This is a genomic window from uncultured Bifidobacterium sp. (assembly GCF_949292005.1).
Classification (GTDB): Bacteria; Actinomycetota; Actinomycetes; order Actinomycetales; family Bifidobacteriaceae; genus Bifidobacterium.
Window position 1 is genome coordinate 34446 of record NZ_CASEXV010000076.1, and the last position, 18920, is coordinate 53365.

The window sequence follows — 18920 nt, forward strand, 5'->3', positions numbered from 1 at the left end:
CGCTGGGGGAATCAGCGCCAGGCTTTGTCGTCTCGGCGGAACCATGCGCATCGTCCCGTGCAGCCCGCTGCGCTTCCCTGTCAGAGGTCGTTCAATCGCCTGCGTTCTGGTGACGACGCCGCTCCCTGTCGCCCCAGCGCAGAGGCCCCGTGGCATCGGATTTCTCCGACCTCTTCGATTTCTCTGTCACGGCCACCGCTGCATCACCGCCATCCGCCGCGGAATCCCTCTCAACTGGTGCGATGGGCAGGATGACGGTGATGGTCAGCCCACCTCCGTCCGATTCGCTCGCGACGATCAAGCCCTTATGCGCCTTGACCACGGACAGGACGATGGCCATGCCTAGGCCGGTTCCGCCCTTTTCTCGTGCGCGAGAGGGATCGGCGGTGTAGAAGCGCTCGAAAATCTGTGGCCTGTCCTCGTCAGGAACGCCTGGACCATGGTCGATGAACCGCATCACGGCATAGGTCGTTCCTATCCTCATGGACCGGCCGACTTCAACCGCGTCGAGGAAGCGCCGAAGGGAGCGCTCATGTGGAGGCAACGCCGACAGCTCCTCCGGTGACATGGCCGCCGGAAGCACGCCAAGCCCCATCTGCACGCTGGAATCGGCCGGCGTGTACCGGTGGATGTTCCCGACGATGTTCGTGATGACTTGTCGGATGCGGGAGGGATCCCCGGAGATGGACACGGCGGGAGGCGCGCCGGCGGAGAAGACCAACGATACGACGCCCCCGGATCCGGGGGACAGATCTACGACTCCGGTGTCGACGGATCGCTCGGGATCGAGAGCATGAAGATCATCCGAGGAGTCGAGCAGGACTGCGGTGAGGTCGACAGTGCTCGTCATGTCGATTCCCCGCCCCTCGTCCAAACGCGCCAGAGACAGGAGATCCTCGACGAGGACGGTCATGCGCGTGCTGGAATCCTCGATATGGCGGATGGAAGAATCGGCCCTGTCCAGGGCACCGGGAAGATCCCTCTGCATCGTGTACAGCTCCGCGTATCCATGTATGGCCGCCAAAGGCGTCCTCAGCTCATGACTGGCATCGGACACGAAGCGTTTCATCTTCTCGGTCGTCTTCTCCTGCTCCCTGAAGCTCGACTCGATCCGGGCAAGCATGGTGTTCAGCGATGCCGACAGCGATCCGACCTCGGTGTTTTCCGGTGCCGGCGGAATCCGTTCGCTCAGGTCGCCTGCGGCGATTTTGGCAGCGGTTTTCTCAATCCGCTTCAGTGGAGCCAGGGTGCGTTGTATGAGCACGGTGGCGATGATAACGCTAAGCATGATGATCGCGGCGCCCACCATCAAGGTGTATCTGGTCAACGTGTTGACCGTATCGATCTGGTCGCTGAGCGAGAGCCCGATGTAGACGACACCTCCGACAGTGCTCTCGCCGCTCTGGCTTTTGTTCATCCACTGCAGCGCCAGAACCCTCCACGGCGCCTTGGCCTTCTGAAGCGTGTCCCGATCGGATTGCGAGCTTGATGACGTCGTCACCTTGGCCGTCGTCGTGAAGGGAGTGCCCAGCTGCACGGTGCCCATGCTGCCGTTCGCCGGAAGTGTGGGCACCGACACCACGCCGCCTTTGAGGACGGGAACCAACGGCGTGGCGATGATGGTATTCGACGTGTTTCGCATCTGGAGGAAGTAGTCGGTCGGTCCCGCCGTGGACTGGCTGCTGTCCCGGCTGCTGAGAAGACCCACGTTGTTGTAGACGAGTTCGGCCTGCTGGACGAGCTGCGTGTCGGTTTTGTTGAGAAGGTAGTTTCCCACGAGCTGGCGGATGGACAGGGACACGCTGACCGTGCCGATCACCAGAAGGATGGTCGTCATGGCGACGATCTTGACGCCCAGAGGCACACCGTCCAGACGCGTGAGAAGGAACCGTGTGACGGGGTTCCTCCGCTTGGGCTTTCCGGTTTTCCTTCCCCACGGATGGAAGGCGGTCTTGTCCGGGGTTTTCACTGCGCGGAGTTTCTCCGGGGCGCTCGGATCATGTATCCGATTCCGCGCTTGGTCTCGATCAGGGGATCGACCTTGGTGACGGTTCCGTCATCATTGGTGATTTCGATGCCATCGACCTTCTTGCGCAGATACGAGATGTACGATTCGACGATCGCCGCATCGCCGCCCCAGTCGTATTGCCAGACATGGTCAAGTATCTGGGCCTTGGATAGGACTCTGCCTTCGTTGTCCATCAGATAACGCAGAAGCTTGTATTCGGTCGGGCTCAGATCAATAGCCTGTCCCGCGCGGGAGACATCGTGCGAATCCTCATTAATCTCCAAATCGCCGACGCGGATGATGGGGTCATCCTCCTCCTGTCCGTGCGTTCGGCGGAGAATGGCGCGGATGCGGGCCACGACCTCCTCGAGGCTGAAGGGCTTGGTGACGTAGTCATCCCCTCCGACCGTGAGGCCCATCACCTTGTCCTGCGTGTCATCGCGGGCGGTGAGGAACAGGACGGGCGCGTCGATGCCGCCCTGCCTTATCCGCCTTGTGACGGTGAAGCCATCGATGTCCGGAAGCATCACATCCAGAACGATAAGATCGGGATGCGTTTCCTCGATGACTTTGATCGCCTCAGAACCGGACGCGGCGGTATTAACCTCAAAGCCCGAGAAATGCAGCGAAGCGACAAGAAGTTCACGAATCGACGGTTCGTCGTCGACGACCACAATGGATGCTTCAATCGGTTTGCTCATGTGACTCAGAATTGCCCCCATCACTGGACGTTTCCTGAACACCCTCTGGATTTTGCTTGACTGTTAATCGGCGCGGAACAATATGCCGCGGCCACGACGACGTTGCGACACCGTGCCGCGGAGCCTTCCTGCCCCTAGAAGGCCGTCGCATCGACTTCAATCGCGGCATCTTGACATGGGAACGACGAGGCGCGGCATGCCGCTTTCGGCGTCGCTTGGTGACCACTATTGCCACTACGGCCAGGGCGACGAGGACGACGGCAAGAATCCCGACACCCACCCATGCCGCCGTGGATGACGTGGACGACTGTTTCACCGTGGATATCTCGGACATCAAAGCCAGGGCGGAGGCCGCCCAATCACGGTCGCTTGAGGACATCAAAGGCTTTGTGGCGGCGCTCGACAGCGAGTCCACAGTGCTTTGGCGGCGCAGCCACGCCTCGGAGTTCGACGACACCGCGACGACGAGGCTCCCATCGTCAGAGCCCACGGCAAGCATCACCGTATTGGCGGGGGGATCAAGGGAATTAAGCAAATTGGCGGCCCACGTGGCGGGTTTCTTGCCTTCAGGGAAATGAGCCAGATACAGAAGTCGGACGCTGACGCCCGTCGTCTTTTTGGTTTCCGTGATAGCGTCACTCACCTTCGAGAAATCAGATCCCAGAAGGTTCTCGGTGTCGGTGATCGAGTCGTTGATGGATATGGAGTCCGATGAGGACGACGAAGACGAGGACGACGATGGGGATGAGGAGGATGAGGACGAGCTGGATTCCGCGCCGGCCGCATAGGATCCTGAGCCAAGTGCCTCGGCCAGCATCGTCACCAGCATCACAAGGACGATGGCGAGGCGTATGACCACATCGCCAGACCGGGTACGCATCGAACGCCTATTGACCATATCGTCCACCTTAGCGGTCAGGACGTCCGCAACACCACAGGAAACAATCAGATCAACCCGAAAGGACGACCATGCCCCACTATCAGGTGGACTCCGAGCGCATACGCTCATCCAGCGCGGCGGTCAACGCATCCATCACCCAGATTCGCGACGCGGTCACTGGCATGTACACCAATCTATCCGATCTCCAAAGTGTGTGGACAGGCGGCGCCGCCACCCAGTTCACGTCGGTTGCAGATCAATGGAGAAGCGCCCAACAGCAGATGGAGCAGTCATTGGAGGCGATCCAGCAGGCACTGGCCCAGGCGTCCAATGTCTATGAACAGGCTGAGACGCAGGCATCCATGCTGTTCACGCGATCTTAGTGAAAACGCCTCGACGGAATTGAAAGGTTGAGGCGGCGGAACAAAAAGCGGCGTCCCAGGCTGTTTTCAGCCCGGGACGCCTCCCGTATCACACGCCCTGTGTCAGTAGCCCATATCGGCACTGGGAGCGGGAGCCGCGGGTGCGGGTTCCGGCTTGTTGGCGACAACGGCCTCCGTGGTCAGGAAGAGTCCCGCGATGGACGCGGCGTTCTGGAGCGCGGAGCGGGTCACCTTGACGGGATCGGCGACGCCGGCCGCAAGAAGGTCCTCGTACACGTCGGTCGCGGCGTTGAATCCCTGTCCCTCGGGAAGCTCACGGACCTTGTTGAGAACAACATCCCCGGAAACGCCCGAGTTCTCGGCGATCTGCTTGATGGGGGCCTGGACCGCGCGGAACACAATGGCCGCACCAGTGGCCTCCTCGCCCTCGAGCGAGGTAATCGTAGCGGAGGACTCCGCCTTCTTCGCGGCCTGCACGAGAGCGACGCCACCACCGGGAAGCAGACCCTCCTCGATGGCCGCCTTCGCGTTGCGAACGGCATCCTCGATGCGGTGCTTGCGCTCCTTGGCCTCAACCTCGGTCGCGGCTCCGACCTTGATCACGGCAACGCCTCCGGCAAGCTTCGCCAGACGCTCCTGAAGCTTCTCGCGGTCGTAATCGGAGTCGGTGTTCTCGATCTCGGCGCGAATCTGCGCGACGCGGGCATCGACATCGCCCTTGGAGCCGCCACCGGACACAATGGTGGTCTCATCCTTCGAGACGATGACCTTCTTGGCGGTTCCGAAAACGGACATGTCGACGGACTCCAGCTTGAGGCCCAGCTCGTCGGACACCACCTGCGCGCCCGTCAGAATGGCCATATCCTGAAGCATGGCCTTGCGGCGGTCGCCAAATCCTGGAGCCTTGACGGCGCAGGAGTTGAACGTTCCACGAATCTTGTTGAGGATCAAGGTGGGGAGAGCCTCTCCATCGACATCCTCGGCGATGATCAGCAGCGGCTTGCCGGTCTTCATGACAAGCTCGGCGATGTGCACGACATCCTGCTGGCTCGACAGCTTTCCTGAGGTCAGAAGGATGTACGGATCCTCAAGAACCGCAGTCTGCTCGTCGGCGTTGGTCACGAAATACGGCGCGATGTAGCCCTTGTCGAAGCGCATGCCCTCGGTGAACTCGAGATCGAGTCCGAAGCGGTTGTTGTCCTCAACGGTGACGACGCCATCCTGACCGACCTTGTCAAGAGCCTCGGCGATCTTCTCTCCGACCTCGGGATCCGCGGCGGAGATAGTCGCGGTCGCGGCGATCTGCTCCTTGGTCTCGACGTCCTTGGCGCTGGCGACCAGCTCCTTGACGATCTCATCCGACGCCTTCTCAATTCCACGACGCAGAGCGATGGGATTGGACCCGGCAACGACGTTCTTGAGTCCCTCATGGACGAGGGACTGAGCAAGCACGGTGGCGGTGGTGGTTCCATCTCCGGCGACATCGTCGGTCTTCTTGGCGACCTCCTTCACCAGCTCGGCGCCGATGCGCTCATATGGATCCTCGAGGTCGATCTCCTTTGCGATGGAGACGCCATCGTTGGTGATCGTCGGAGCGCCATAGGACTTGTCAAGAACGACGTTCCGTCCCTTGGGTCCCAGAGTGACCTTCACGGTATCGGCCAGCTTATCGAGGCCCGCGAGCATTCCCTGACGAGCATCCTCGTCGTATGCAATGATTTTTGCCATTGTTCCTCCACATATGGCTTGGGGTGTGTATTCCACCCGTGACGGACAAGCATCGGACGGCCGTCAGCTGCCGTCTTATCACTCACCTATCTCGAGTGCTAACTGGGAGATTAGCACTCAGCGTGGCGGAGTGCCAACACACGTCACGGGGATTGCGCTTACGGCATGAACAGCAAAACGGTGGGGCCCCGGCTAATAGCCGGGACCCCACCGCCAGAATCAGCGAAACGCTCAGATGCGCGTCACCGTGGTCGCCTGAAGACCCTTCGAGCTCGACTCGGACTCAAACTCCACCTTGTCGTTCTCATGGAGCGTACGATGTCCCTCTCCCTGAATCACAGAGTAGTGAACGAACACATCCTCTGAACCATCATCAGGGGTAATGAATCCATAACCCTTCTGATCATTGAAAAATTTAACGGTACCTTGTGCCATAGCAATCATCCCTCGTTAGAGCACCGCACAGATATACAGAAGAGTCCGACTGATTTCGCGCTCACCATCTCGCGGCCATACTCACTATAGCGTCACCCGCGCATAAAACGCCGACACGCCCACTAATTGATCAACACAACCACAATCGGAGAGACAAGACCGTCCTCCTGCTGGACCGACGTGATCCCCAAAGAGTCCGCGACGCTTTTCGCGGTCGCCTCGTCTGAGGAGCTCTGATACCAGACGACCGTCTGATCCGGAAGAGTCGAGGAGTCCGTGGGGTTGGCCGCGGTGACGTTGGTGTAGCCTGCCTGCTCCAGCACACTCGCCTTGGTCGCGGCATATCCCGCCACTCCGGTGGCATTGACGACGCGGACGGAAGTCGACTTGTCGACTGTTCCTGTCTGTGATTGCGTCGCCGTGGATGACGACGTGGCTGTGGATGACGTGGCCGACGAAGATGTCGACGCGGACGATGACGTGGCCGACGCGGACGACGATGACGAAGCCATGGCCGACGAGGATGCGGTGGTCGCCTGCGAGGAGGATGAGCCGAAAAGCGAACCCACGTGCGATATCTGCCCGGAATAGACCGCCCAGACGAGAAGTCCGACCAACGCGGCCACGACGACGGAAATCAGAACGGGAGACAGCCTGACCAGAAAAGGCCTGTTCCCACGGTGAGTCCCAACCGGACCCGCCGGCGGATCGTCGAAGGCGTCCCTATCGACGATTACGCCGTTATTGCGTTCATTACGCGCCATGATGGCCTTCCCTTCGCTGCGCTACCAGTCGTAGTCTACCGGCTTGGCGACCAACCCGGAACCCGGACGCCACCACATCCACCGTACATACACGCGAAATCGCGCCGAAAGCCAAATCCCGCGGTTAAGGACCATGGTAACCGTCCACCGACTTGGGCGAGGCAGGACATACTGTGGACGTATGACCACGTCGCGCATAAAGCCTCTGAGCGAACTTATCGACCCCGGGTGGGCCCGCGCCCTGTCGGACGTGGAGCCCCAGGTGCATGCCATGGGATCCTTTCTCCGGGCCGAAAACGCCCAGGGACGTCGATGGCTTCCTCCGGCCTCGTCGGTGCTTCGAGCGTTCACCATACCCTTCGACTCGATTAAAGTCCTGATCGTCGGCCAGGATCCATATCCGACACCCGGCCATCCCGTGGGTCTGAGCTTCTGCGTGGCGCCCGACGTCTCCCCCATCCCCCGAAGCCTGTCGAACATCTATCAGGAACTCTGCGACGACCTTCACGTCCCGCGACCCGCGAACGGGGATCTGACGCCATGGACACGCCAAGGGGTGATGCTCCTCAACAGATGCCTCACTGTCGGCGTCGGCAGACCCAACAGCCATCAGGGCAAGGGATGGGAGGAGATCACCCAGGCGGCCATCCGCGCGCTTAATGACAGAACGGACGACAAGGGCCGACCCAGACCTTTGGTGGCCATTCTGTGGGGCAGGAACGCAAGGTCCCTCACCCCTTTGCTTACGAACGCGGTGGTCATCGAGTCACCTCATCCCAGTCCTTTGTCGGCCTCCCGCGGATTCTTCGGTTCACGACCGTTCTCCCGCACCAATCGCGCGCTGACTGACATGGGCGCCACCCCCATAGATTGGGAGCTCCCCTCATAGCTCTCAGCGCACCGGCCGCGCCGGCCGCTACAATACTGTCCGTCCACCGTCAACCGTCAGGAGAGCACCTCATCATGCCGCTTCCCCCTCCACGTCCACAAACCCCGTCCCCGCTCGCCGGGGCGGCCGCTCCCACGCCTCCGTTCGGAGCCTCGACAACGGCAAGCTCCCCCCAGATCTCCCCGGACGGCCTGCGATACGCGACGTCGATCGCCGACAGGATCCGCGACCGGTTCTCAACCGCGCTCGTAGGTCAGGACGACCTGCGCGAGGCGCTGATCGTCGCTCTTGCGGCGGGTGGCCACATACTCATCGAATCGGTTCCGGGACTGGCCAAGACCACCGCGGCCCGTCTGCTCGCGGCATCCGTCTCCGGCAGTTTCAAAAGGGTCCAGTGCACACCCGACCTCATGCCATCGGATCTGGTGGGAACGCAGATCTTCGACTTCGCGTCCCAGCGCTTCGTCACGCAGATAGGACCCATCCACGCGAACATCGTCCTTCTTGACGAGATCAACAGGGCCAACGCCAAAACACAATCGGCGATGCTTGAGGCGATGGCCGAGGGCGCCACGACCATCGGAGGGGAGCGCATTCCCCTTCCCTCCCCCTTCATGGTGATAGCCACGCAGAACCCGATCGAGGAAGAGGGCACCTTCGCGCTTCCCGAGGCCCAGATGGACCGTTTCATGATGAAGACCATCATGACCTATCCCACCGTCGAGGACGAGACCTCCATGTTGTCGATGCTTTCCGAGAGGGAATCCGATTCGGCCATCCCGTCGGCACCCCAGATCGAGCCGATCAGCATCAAGGACGTCCAGTTCCTCCGCTCCGCAGCGCGCCGCGTGCATGTGTCCGAGGCCATCATGTCCTACGCCGTGAATCTCGCCTGGACCTCGCGTGGCGGCGGCCCCAACCCCGTCAAGGGATTGTCGCGAACCGTCCGACTCGGAGCGAGCCCCCGAGCGTCGATAGCGCTTATGCGCACGGCGCAGGCGGGAGCGCTGCTGTCCGACCGGGACTACGTCATTCCGGAGGACGTGCGGCGATTCACCCACGATGTTCTCCGACACCGCCTGATTCTGACCTTTGAGGCGCTTGCCGACGGGGTGACGGCCGACAAGGTCATCGACCAGATCGTCGAGGCGGTTCCCGTTCCATGATCCCCGCGGCAGAGCAGGATAATCCCGTACGGCGCAAGATCGAGCGGCTTGGATCGTCACTCAGCATGCCCACCGTGCGTAGGGCGCTGGGGATGCTCGAAGGGGAACATCCCTCCGGACGCCCCTCGGGAGATGGCGACGTCACCGACATCCGTCCATACACCATCGAGGATGAGGCCAGGCTGATCGATTGGAGGGCGAGCGCCCGCATCGGACGCCCGGTCGTCGTCAGCCGCGAGCGCATGGCGACATCTCGTGTGTGGATGATTCTCGATGTCGGCGAGGAGATGACGGGGATCTGCTCGAACGGCGAAAGGGCCGTCGATGTCGCCGCGAACGCCTTGTGCATGGTGGGCGCTCTGAGCCTTCGCCGCCTCGACGACATATCGTTTGTGACCGCCGACTCGCACCGCATCGTGAGAACGCCATTCCATGGAAGTCTCGCGCGGTTCGAATCCATCGTGGACTCAGGCGTGGAACGCGCCGGACGGCATCCACGCGACGCACGTTCCATGCTGGACTACCTCTCGCGCATCCGTGACCGCCACTCACTTGTGGTCGTCGCCACCGAGGAGCATTCCATCACCACCGACCACATCACGATGCTCACCGGCATCGCACGCTCCCACCCACTTATCCTGATCAGGGTCTCCACAGTCAATCCATTGCGTGACCACGGATACCGTCTCAGCGACCGAAGGGGACGGAGGATCCCCTCGTTCATGATCGGATCCTCCGTGGCCGAGCACATCGACGCGCGCCGCGCGTATGTGTCCGCCATGCTCGACCGCGACATGACACGAGTCGGAGCCGTCCATGTGCGTGCGGATTCCAGCGAAACGATGTTCGACCGGTTCCTGCATGAGATGTCCAGAGTCATGACGCCGGCCCAAGGACGGCAGGGGATCTCCGAGGCATCCTCATGGAGGCGGGCATGACGCAGACACTCGACGTCTCCACACTCTCCGTAGCGCAGACCGGATCGGCGACCACCCTCATCCTCCTCGCCGTCACTGCGATCGCCATCGCCGTATGCCTGTTCGCAGCGGCGCGCGCCCTATCACGTCCTTCAGTGCCGACACCGCCAAGCTCCCGCGCAAGAGGCGCCCATAGCAGATCACCCCACCAGAACGCGTGGAGATCACGGGTGGAGGATGTCGTGCGAAAAAACCACAGCGGGACGATGGACGACGATGAGGCGTATGCGGCTTTGGCACGCATCGCCAGAGAATTCGCCGAGGAGAGCACTGGAACGCCCATGGGATCACGCACCTTGTCCGACATCTCAGAACTCCGCTCCACGACATCGCACACCGATGGCATCGATATGCTCCGGCACACCATAGCCGCCATATATCCGGCCGAGTTCTCCGCCCGGCGGCGCAATCCCCTTGTCGCCGACACCACAGTGGATGACGCCGCGGAATGGGTTCTCAACCTCGTGGACAGGTGGCGACGATGATCACCTTCCGCTGGCCAATCGTGGGCGTATCGGCCCTGGCGCTCGCGCTTGCAATCGTCATTGCGTTGATTCTGGCGGACCGCCGTAGGACACACCGCACCGACGATCCACTTGTTTTCGACGTATCCGAGGCATGGGACAGCGACGAGGGGGCCTCGCTGCTGTCGACATGGAAAAGGCTCAATCGTGTCGCGCTGGTGGCCCTATCCTCGATGGTCATCCTCTCCATCATCCTGCTCGCCCGTCCCAGCACGGTCAACAGCACCACCCAGTACTCGTCCAACAGGGACATCATCCTCTGCCTTGACGTGTCGGGATCCACGCTGCCTTACGACCGCGAGGTCATCGACACCTATCTGGATGTTGCCAAGAACGCGTCAGGAGAGCGCATCGGTCTGAGCATCTTCAACTCCACATCCCGCACCGTCTTCCCCCTGACCGACGACTACGAGCTTGTGGAGAACCAGCTATCCACCGCGAGCTCGACCTTGAAGGTCGTGCAGTCGCAGGCCGACATCGACGACATGAGCGACGAGGACTATCAGGAGATCTCGGATTGGCTCGATGGAACGCAGAACAAGAAGGACTCGACATCCCTCATCGGAGACGGGCTGGTGGGATGCGCGTCCATGCTCCCGGGATTCGTCTACGGAAGCTCAGCGTCATCGTCCACAGGCGGAACCGGGTCAACGAGGAACGCCTCGATCCTCCTCGCCACCGACAACGTGACGGCCGGAACCCCGACATACACGTTGGCGCAGGCGCTGTCCCTCACGTCGCAGGCGTCCATCACGGTTGACGGCATGTTCTCGGGTCCGCAGGACAGCCTCTCGGGTGATGCGGCGTCCTCCATGAAAAACCTCATCGAGAAGCACGGAGGAATGTTCATGTCCGCCACAACCGAGACATCGGTGCAGAGCCTCGTCAGAGAGCTGGAAAAACGTCGGTCCGGCGCAGACAGGGAACTCACGCGCGCCACCGTGACGGATTCGCCTGGATGGTGGACTCTGGCCCTCGCTGTGATAACCGCATTGTGGATGGCCACGGCATGGAGGCTGAGACGATGAGCGCGGTCACGTTCTCGCCGGCGCTGGGATGGCCCGTCGGCTCCGCGATCGCCGCCGTCATGGTGCTCCTCGCGATTGTCCAGATAGTCCTGTGGCGGAAATCGCGCAATCACCCCACGGATGTGACGGCGGGCTCCATCGCGCGGCGCTCACTCATCTGTCTTGCCGTGGCGCTGGCAGCCCTCACACCCTTGCAGAGCGTCACCGTCACAAGTTCGGCCGTCAAAACGACGGATGTCGTTATCGCCGTTGATGTGACGGGCTCAATGGCCGTATCGGACGCCCATTACGGATCGTCGTCAACCGTCAGCAGACTGTCCGCCGCCTCATCCGCGGTGAAGGACATCACGGGCCTGTACCCGGATTCAAGCTTCGCAGGAATCAGCTTCGGCTCCTCGGCGACGGTCGACGTCCCACTGACTCCGGACACGCTTGCCATCAGCGAGTGGGCGCAAGGACTGACGGTCGAGCCGACGTCGACATCGTCCGGATCAAGCCTCGACACCCCTTTGGATCTTCTGCTCAGAACGTTGAAATCAATTCATGACCAGCATCCCCAAGACCAGATACTCCTTTACCTGATAACCGACGGCGAGAACACCAGTTCCACAACACGTCGCACCTACTCCTCGCTCCGGGCATATCTCGATGACGCGTTCGTCCTGGGGGTCGGTTCGACGACCGGAGGGCACATCCCCAGAACCACCACAAACGAAAGCCCATCCTCGTCGACCGACGACTGGGTCATCGATCCGACAACCGGCAAGGCCGGAATATCCCGCATGGATTCCGCGGAATTGGAATCCATAGCCGATGAGATGGGAGGGACGCACGTCCTGATGACATCCAACGCCACAGCCGCGAAGGCCAAGGCATCCTCGTCCGGCGGTTCCTGGAGAACACGAACGGTGAAAACCACCGCGACCACGGAGTCGCCCATCGTATGGCCCATTGCGGCGGCTCTTCTCATCCTTACCCTCTGGGAGCTGCTGTCATGGCTCCGCACCAGCAGGAGGCTTCTATGACGTGGAGAACGCACGCGGCGAAAACAGGGGGGACACGGGCGGACACGCCGCGTCCCCGCGCGGGTCTGGCCGCACGACTGGGTCTTATCGTTCTTGGCCTTGTGCTCATGGGATTCGCGGCGTTCACGGGAATCAACGCCATCGGCTCCCACCTGTCATCCCAAGCGGCATCGACGCTCTCTTCAAATCTGCGCTCGGCCGCCTCCAACAACGTCGATCTTTCGACGCTGTTGGCCCTCCAGAAGCGCAACGATTCCCGATTCGACAACACGCTCAAGCTCAGCCCGGCGCTTCTTCCCTCGGTGCGCGAACCCGCCGAGAAGAACGCGGCCACATCACGTCGCCTCACCAAGCTCATCGACAAAGAGCTCGCGTCGTCGAAATCCTCGAGCACCACCTCATCAAGCGCGAGCCAGTCGGCGTCCTCGTCGTCATCATCCTCGTCCACGTCATCCTCATCGCAAAGCCTCACCGATGAGCAACGCAAGAAAATCAAGGAGATGCTGGCATCTCAATCCGCGGCATCACCCAGCGCCTCCTCCACATCGTCGTCCACATCATCGCCCACAGGATCATCAAGCTCCTCGGTGCGCCCGTGGTAGCCACCGCCATCCATTAGCCACCGCATCCATCCGACCACATAGACGTCGCGGATGTGGCGCCGGCATGATATGGACGATGGAATGGACGACATGAGCTTTCCCTCGTTGACCACACCCCCAACAATCGGTTCCCGTGTAGATACGGCAATGTCGTTGCCTGTGGACATGACGAAGTCGGCCGTCGATGATCTGTGCGCTCTCACCTCAGCGGTTCCCGCCACATGGACAGGGCGGACCCATGAGCGTTTCCTCACTGAGCTGAACGGCTGCGTGAGCTTGGGAATGGACCTGAGGGAGAGCGTCCGCCTCGACTGGTCACGAACGCGTTCGGAGCTGCTGCCATGAATGTGCGCGTGAGCTCATCCGTGTCCGGAGGGTCGATGAGCGCGGCCCGGTCCGAACAGTTCACCGGGCTTATCCGCGCCATCCACGCGCAGGCCGGCCGCTTCGAACGTCTCGCGCTTCTGTGGATGAGCACGGGCATGTCCGTCGCCGGAACCCGAGCATCCTTCGCGGCCCTGAACGCCGTGACGGGGAATGGCCAGGCATGGGATCACATCATCGCAAGACAATCCGCACTCTGCCTGCAATACGCGGAATCCTGCGCGTCACTGGCGAAGCGGCTCAGCTTCCTCGGTGATCAGGTGTCTCGGGCGCATGGCCTATACTCACAGGCCGAGGAAACCACACGGACAGTGCTATCGCGCATGGTCAGAATCGCGGGAGCGGTGAATCCAACCGCTCCGATTGCGGCGACGCTCGGCTTGGCCACAATCGGCGCGATTCGGGGACTGGCGACCGATGGGAAGATCACCACCACCGATTTTCTGTCCTCTTCCGCGGCACTCCACGAGGCCACGACGGCATCCGCCGCCGATAGCATCATGGGCACACGCATACTAACCGCATCGACGGGCCTGGGCATGGTGTCCGCCGCCGCCCGATCGCTGGCCATGCTGACATCGCGGATCAACAACCTGATACAAGGCGACACCCTTACGCTCACATCGGTCACTCCTTCCCAGGAGGTGGCTCTTCCCTCGGAAACGATCAGCGACGTTCTGGAGAATCTGCGGCGACTCTCTCAGGAGAGGCTCGGACGCACCGATCTCGACAGCGGTCTGTCCTATGCGACCATCGCGATCCAACAATATGTGAACTCATCAGGAGAGAGAACCTGGCTTGTGCTGATACCAGGAACCGACGGGCAGCCCGATTCGCCCTTCGGATGGGAGCAGAACCTCGAGGCGATGAGCGCGAGCGGCGATCAGCGTGCGCGCGCCGACAGCGTTCGGATGGTGGTTGAGGCGATGAGACAGGCCGGAATCGAGAAAATGGATTCAGTGATCCTCGCCGGACACTCCCAGGGAGGAATCGTGGCGGCCTCAGTGGCGGCGGACATGTCCAATTCGTTCACCATCGACCACATCATCACGGCGGGATCTCCCATCGCCAACCATCCAATCCCCTCATCAACCCTGGTAACAGGCATCGAGATGGAGGACGAGCTGGTCGCGTCCCTCGACGGGAGATCGAATCCGAACGGCTCCAATCAAATCACCATAAGAGGCCGATCCATCAAAGGATCCACAGATGCCGGAACCCAGGTGGAAGGGGCCCACTCGGGAGAGATCACCCATTGGCTTAACTACCATCAAGCCGCGTATGCGGATGCCCTGTCGTGGGGATCACCCCAGGTTCTCGAACACGAAAGCAACGTGTCCGGCCTTCTGTCCGGCGGTCTTGTCTCCACCACATATTGGCAGGGCCGAATGGGGAGGTAGCGAGCGCATGCCATGCCATTCCATGTCCCATACGACGAGTCTCCTGGTCCGACCCCGAATGCCGGCGCGGTTCACGGCTCGAAGTATCCTGTATGTCATGAACCTCACTGAGATATCCCCCGCCATAGCCTTGTCTCCTCTTGATGGACGCTATCGCCGCCAGACGCAGCCCCTCGTCGAGTTTCTCAGCGAGCCGGCCCTGAACAGGGAGAGAATCCGAGTCGAAGTCGAATGGATGATTCTTCTGGCCAACGGGTACAAGGGCAACGGGAACACGCCGTTGGTCCCGGGGGTCCATCCCCTGACCGACGAGGAATGCCGGTTCCTGCGCTCCATCGCCGACAATTTCGACGCCGAGGCGATCGCGCGGCATGCGGCCCATGAAGCGGTGACCCACCATGATGTGAAAGCCGTCGAATACTCCATCGACGACGCTCTGGATTCCTCCTCGTCCACGCTTCCAGCCGACAGTCAGCTCCCCCATCTCAAAACACTGGTCCATTTCGCCTGCACGTCCGAGGACATCAACAACCTGTCCATCGCCAGATGCGTGAAGAACGCCGTCGAGCACATATGGCTCCCGGATGTCCAGAGCATCGTCGACGAGCTTGACGAGAAGGCCCACCGATACCGCTCGCGGCCACTGCTCTCCCTCACTCACGGCCAACCCGCCACTCCCACGACCCTGGGAAAGGAGCTGGCGGTGTACGTCCGCCGTCTCGAACGGCAGCTCCGCCATGTGCGGGAGCAGGAGTACCTCGGAAAGATCAACGGGGCCACCGGCACCTTTGGGGCGCATATGGCCGCCATCCCGGAGGTTGACTGGATAGAGGCCTCCCGATACTTCGTGACGGAGCGGATGGGGCTGACATGGAATCCCCTCACCACCCAGATCGAAAGCCACGACTGGCAGGCCGAGCTCTATGGAACCATCAGCCATATCAACCGCATCCTCCACAACCTCGCCGTGGACGTCTGGATGTACATCTCCCGCGGAGTGTTCGCGCAGGAACCCGTCAAAGGCGCGACCGGCTCCTCGACCATGCCGCACAAAATCAACCCCATCCGCTTCGAGAATGCGGAGGCCAATCTGGAGATCTCCTGCGCGATGCTGGACTCGCTTTCAGCGACCCTCACAGAAAGCCGCTGGCAGCGTGATCTGACAGATTCGACCACCCAGCGCAACATCGGATCGGCGATAGGATATTCCGTCCTCGCACTAAGCAACCTCGATGCCGGTCTCCACTCCATCCATCCGAACGAGGCGGCGATGGACAAGGAGCTTGACGATAACTGGGAGGTGCTGGGAGAGCCGATTCAAACGGCCATGCGCGCGGCGGAACTCGCCGGACGGTCAGGGATGGAAAGGCCCTACGAGCAGGTGAAAGAGCTGATGCGGGGACGCGAGATATCGCACGAGGACGTCGAAAAATTCATCGACTCCCTTGATTTCGACGAGAAAACAGCCGACCGGCTGCGCCATCTGACTCCAGCGGGATACACGGGCTGCGCGGACAGGCTGGTCGACTTCGACCGCTTATGACCAGCGTCATGCCAACCCATACCGGGCCGATGTCAGACACCGGTAAAGGCCGCGTCACCATCATCGATACCCCAGCCCATCTGACAAGAAGCCTTGGGGACATCGTTCATGCCGGAATCGCGCTGGTCTGCGGTCTGGTCGTTCTGCTGACCGCATCAACGCTCCAAGGCGTCACCTCCGGAGTCGAATCAGACGCGAACACCGCGGTGCGATCCGTCGACTGGCTGGTGAATCTTCCCGCATCCATGCTCCAGCAGCTGGTCACCGTGCTGATAGTGGTGACGGTGCTCATCCACCTTCTGATCGGACGCGCATGGCTTCAGTCCGCCATGTCCGTCATAGCCCTGTTCGTGGGGTACGGCGCGGCGTGGGCATTGTCCCTCGCGCTGTTCCGAATAGGCGACACCTCCCTTCTGTCGACGCTGGACTCATTGGAGGCCGGCCCACGGACACTGCTTCTCCCCGACATCTACGCGGGACTGGGAGCCTTTCTGACCATGGCCGGCCCCCAGCGATCACGGTCGTCGGTTAAATGGGGCTGGAGCGCCCTTCTCGCCATGGCCGTGCTTCTGGTGGCGGTTCTCTGGTATTCGGTGGCCGGAACGCTTGTGTCCCTCACTGTCGGCCGCGTCGTCGGATCGCTTCTCCGATTCGCCTCAGGCACGATGAACCAAGGCATCTGGGGACGCCAGATAGTGCAAACACTGCGGTCCATAGGACTGGATCCCGAATCGTTGACACGACGAGACGCCGACGCGCACACCCACGCCGTTCCCACCGCCGTCCTGGATGACGACCTCATCGACGGGTCACGGCTATACGACATGACCACCCGCGACGGAGGTCGTTACGTCGTCTCCGTGCTGGACAGCCAGGCCCATGTCGCCGGATACCTCAATCAGCTCTGGCAATGGATACGGCTCAGCGGCATACCCGTGCGCCGCGACCGTTCCGTGTTCGACGCGAACCACCATCATCTCTCCATGATTCTGGGGCTGTCCCACGCGGGACTGCGGACCCCCGACGTCTATGGAACAGCGGATTCGGGAGAATCCTCCCTGCTGGTGTTCCCCGCCGAGGGCACGCCACGTCCCCGGGACATCTCCACGCTTGACGAGGACTCGGCGGTCGCGTATCTGACGTATCTCGACACAGCCAATAGGCGCGGATACACGCATCGTCATATAACTCCATCGTCGTTGGCCATCCTCACGGACGGGACCCCCATCATCGCAGGCTGGCAGAATGGCGACTGCGCAAGCGCCAACGCCAACATCATGGTCGACAGGGCACAGATGATCATCTTGCTCGCATCGTGCTTCGGCACAGACCGTGCCATCGCCTGCGCGCGGCGGGTGTGGAACGTCGAGACCCTTCTCTCCCTCTCCCCCTTCATACAGCGCGCCGCCCTTCCGGTCGGAACACGTTCGCTACCCGATTGCACCAGACAACTGATCTCCTCATTGAGGTCATCGCTGCAGAATCTGGCTCCCGATGACGCGGACGTCGTGCAATCCGTCACCATCTCACGATTCAGTTTCAAATCATTCATCACCATAGCCTTGTCCGTGGTGGCGGTCGCCGTCGTCTTCACCCAGCTTCGTCCCGACGACATCATCGCGGCGGTGACGAACGCCAAGCCCATCTACGCGGCCCTATGCGTTCTTCTGAGCATCATCGCCTGGATGGGATCCGCCATGACGCTGGGCGTTCTCATCGACAGGGACCGGCGGAATTGGCCTGCCCTGTTCCTCACACAGGTCGCCTCAGGTCTCACAGCTGTATCGATGCCGGCAGGGGTCGGACCCGCGTTCATCAACTTCCAGCATCTTCGTCGCCGCGGCCTGCGCAACGCCGAGGCGACGGCGGTAACAAGCGCGACCTGGGCCGTCCAAGGCCTCACCACCATTCTGCTCACCATCCTCGTGGGGCTGTTCACGGGTAGCAACACCCTGTCCGGAGCGATTCCCACGAACACGCTGATAATCGTCATCGGCACGGTGACGCTGGCGTTTTGCCTCGCCATGATCATCACACCCATACGCAAGCTCATCACCGATCGGTACCTCCCCCTCGCCGCGGTGTACGCACGGCGTTTCATTGATATTCTCGCCCGCCCCGAACGCCTTGTCCTGGGTTTTCTTGGCGCCGTCATCCTCAACGTGGCCACGGCTCTGGGATTCTGGATGGCTCTTGCCGCATTCGGCACGTGGACGAATCCTGTGGAGACCACCTTCGTCTTCCTTCTCGCCAACACACTGGCCTCCGCGGTGCCCACGCCGGGCGGACTGGGAGCGGTGGAGGCGGCCCTCACCCTGTCGTTCAGCGGCGTCGGGGTTCCCGCCGGCATCGCGCTCTCGGCCACTCTTCTCTACCGCGTGGTGTTCTACTGGCTTCGCATACCGGCCGGCGCGGCAGCGATGAGATGGCTGTCAGCCCATGACGAGATCTAACGCTGCACTCGCCCTGGACATCTGGGACAC

General features: G+C 61.5%; 18 protein-coding genes. 12 read left to right on the forward strand and 6 right to left on the reverse strand.

Annotated features, from left to right (window positions below; genetic code table 11):
- Positions 1-91: 91 nt before the first annotated feature.
- The 3 genes from Q1X90_RS05595 to Q1X90_RS05605 form a co-directional block, all read right to left on the reverse strand.
- On the reverse strand, positions 92-1837 hold the full coding sequence (locus Q1X90_RS05595) for a HAMP domain-containing sensor histidine kinase (protein WP_300767953.1): 1746 nt from the start codon (positions 1835-1837) through the stop codon (positions 92-94).
- 128 nt (positions 1838-1965) lie between these two features.
- The gene (locus tag Q1X90_RS05600; RefSeq protein WP_300767399.1) at positions 1966-2709 is read right to left on the reverse strand and encodes a response regulator transcription factor; all 744 of its coding nucleotides are present in this window, start codon (positions 2707-2709) and stop codon (positions 1966-1968) included.
- The gene (locus Q1X90_RS05605) at positions 2693-3607 is read right to left on the reverse strand and encodes a TPM domain-containing protein (protein ID WP_300767402.1); all 915 of its coding nucleotides are present in this window, start codon (positions 3605-3607) and stop codon (positions 2693-2695) included. Before Q1X90_RS05605 ends, Q1X90_RS05600 begins: the two co-directional genes overlap by 17 nt.
- 71 nt (positions 3608-3678) lie before the next feature.
- On the opposite strand from Q1X90_RS05605, the gene Q1X90_RS05610 reads away from it, so the two are divergent.
- A complete protein-coding gene (locus tag Q1X90_RS05610; protein ID WP_300767404.1) occupies positions 3679-3972 on the forward strand; it encodes a WXG100 family type VII secretion target in 294 nt (97 codons plus the stop codon).
- Between the two features lie 102 nt (positions 3973-4074).
- On the opposite strand, the gene groL is transcribed toward Q1X90_RS05610, so the two are convergent.
- From groL to Q1X90_RS05625, 3 genes are all read right to left on the reverse strand, one after another.
- Positions 4075-5700 carry a chaperonin GroEL gene (groL, locus tag Q1X90_RS05615; protein ID WP_300767406.1) on the reverse strand — a complete coding sequence of 542 codons (1626 nt, stop codon included), beginning with the start codon at positions 5698-5700 and terminating at the stop codon, positions 4075-4077.
- 231 nt (positions 5701-5931) lie between these two features.
- Entirely contained in the window at positions 5932-6135 is a 204-nt protein-coding gene (locus Q1X90_RS05620) for a cold-shock protein (protein WP_300767409.1), read from the reverse strand.
- A 122-nt stretch (positions 6136-6257) separates the two neighbouring features.
- Positions 6258-6899: a LytR C-terminal domain-containing protein gene (locus tag Q1X90_RS05625; RefSeq protein ID WP_300767411.1), complete on the reverse strand. Its 642-nt coding sequence runs from the start codon at positions 6897-6899 to the stop codon at positions 6258-6260.
- A gap of 181 nt (positions 6900-7080) precedes the next feature.
- Between Q1X90_RS05625 and Q1X90_RS05630 the strand changes: the two genes are divergently transcribed.
- The 11 genes from Q1X90_RS05630 to Q1X90_RS05680 all read left to right on the forward strand — a co-directional run bounded on the left by Q1X90_RS05630 (position 7081) and on the right by Q1X90_RS05680 (position 18890).
- A complete protein-coding gene (locus tag Q1X90_RS05630; RefSeq protein WP_300767413.1) occupies positions 7081-7788 on the forward strand; it encodes a uracil-DNA glycosylase in 708 nt (235 codons plus the stop codon).
- A gap of 74 nt (positions 7789-7862) precedes the next feature.
- Entirely contained in the window at positions 7863-8954 is a 1092-nt protein-coding gene (locus tag Q1X90_RS05635) for a MoxR family ATPase (protein WP_300767417.1), read from the forward strand.
- Complete coding sequence (locus Q1X90_RS05640) at positions 8951-9892, forward strand: DUF58 domain-containing protein (RefSeq protein WP_300767419.1); 942 nt, start codon at positions 8951-8953, stop codon at positions 9890-9892. The genes Q1X90_RS05635 and Q1X90_RS05640 overlap by 4 nt, the downstream gene beginning before the upstream one ends.
- Positions 9889-10416 carry a hypothetical protein gene (locus tag Q1X90_RS05645; protein ID WP_300767421.1) on the forward strand — a complete coding sequence of 176 codons (528 nt, stop codon included), beginning with the start codon at positions 9889-9891 and terminating at the stop codon, positions 10414-10416. The genes Q1X90_RS05640 and Q1X90_RS05645 overlap by 4 nt, the downstream gene beginning before the upstream one ends.
- Entirely contained in the window at positions 10380-11483 is a 1104-nt protein-coding gene (locus Q1X90_RS05650; protein WP_300767423.1) for a VWA domain-containing protein, read from the forward strand. The genes Q1X90_RS05645 and Q1X90_RS05650 overlap by 37 nt, the downstream gene beginning before the upstream one ends.
- The gene (locus Q1X90_RS05655) at positions 11480-12508 is read left to right on the forward strand and encodes a VWA domain-containing protein (RefSeq protein WP_300767425.1); all 1029 of its coding nucleotides are present in this window, start codon (positions 11480-11482) and stop codon (positions 12506-12508) included. The genes Q1X90_RS05650 and Q1X90_RS05655 overlap by 4 nt, the downstream gene beginning before the upstream one ends.
- Entirely contained in the window at positions 12505-13110 is a 606-nt protein-coding gene (locus tag Q1X90_RS05660) for a DUF6466 family protein (protein WP_300767427.1), read from the forward strand. Before Q1X90_RS05655 ends, Q1X90_RS05660 begins: the two co-directional genes overlap by 4 nt.
- A 90-nt stretch (positions 13111-13200) precedes the next feature.
- Entirely contained in the window at positions 13201-13455 is a 255-nt protein-coding gene (locus Q1X90_RS05665; RefSeq protein WP_300767429.1) for a hypothetical protein, read from the forward strand.
- A gap of 8 nt (positions 13456-13463) precedes the next feature.
- Positions 13464-14894, forward strand: a complete 1431-nt coding sequence (locus Q1X90_RS05670) for an alpha/beta hydrolase (RefSeq protein WP_300767431.1) — start codon at positions 13464-13466, stop codon at positions 14892-14894.
- A gap of 97 nt (positions 14895-14991) precedes the next feature.
- The gene (purB, locus tag Q1X90_RS05675) at positions 14992-16437 is read left to right on the forward strand and encodes an adenylosuccinate lyase (RefSeq protein ID WP_300767433.1); all 1446 of its coding nucleotides are present in this window, start codon (positions 14992-14994) and stop codon (positions 16435-16437) included.
- 8 nt (positions 16438-16445) lie between these two features.
- Positions 16446-18890, forward strand: a complete 2445-nt coding sequence (locus Q1X90_RS05680) for a lysylphosphatidylglycerol synthase transmembrane domain-containing protein (RefSeq protein ID WP_300767435.1) — start codon at positions 16446-16448, stop codon at positions 18888-18890.
- Positions 18891-18920 lie beyond the last annotated feature (30 nt).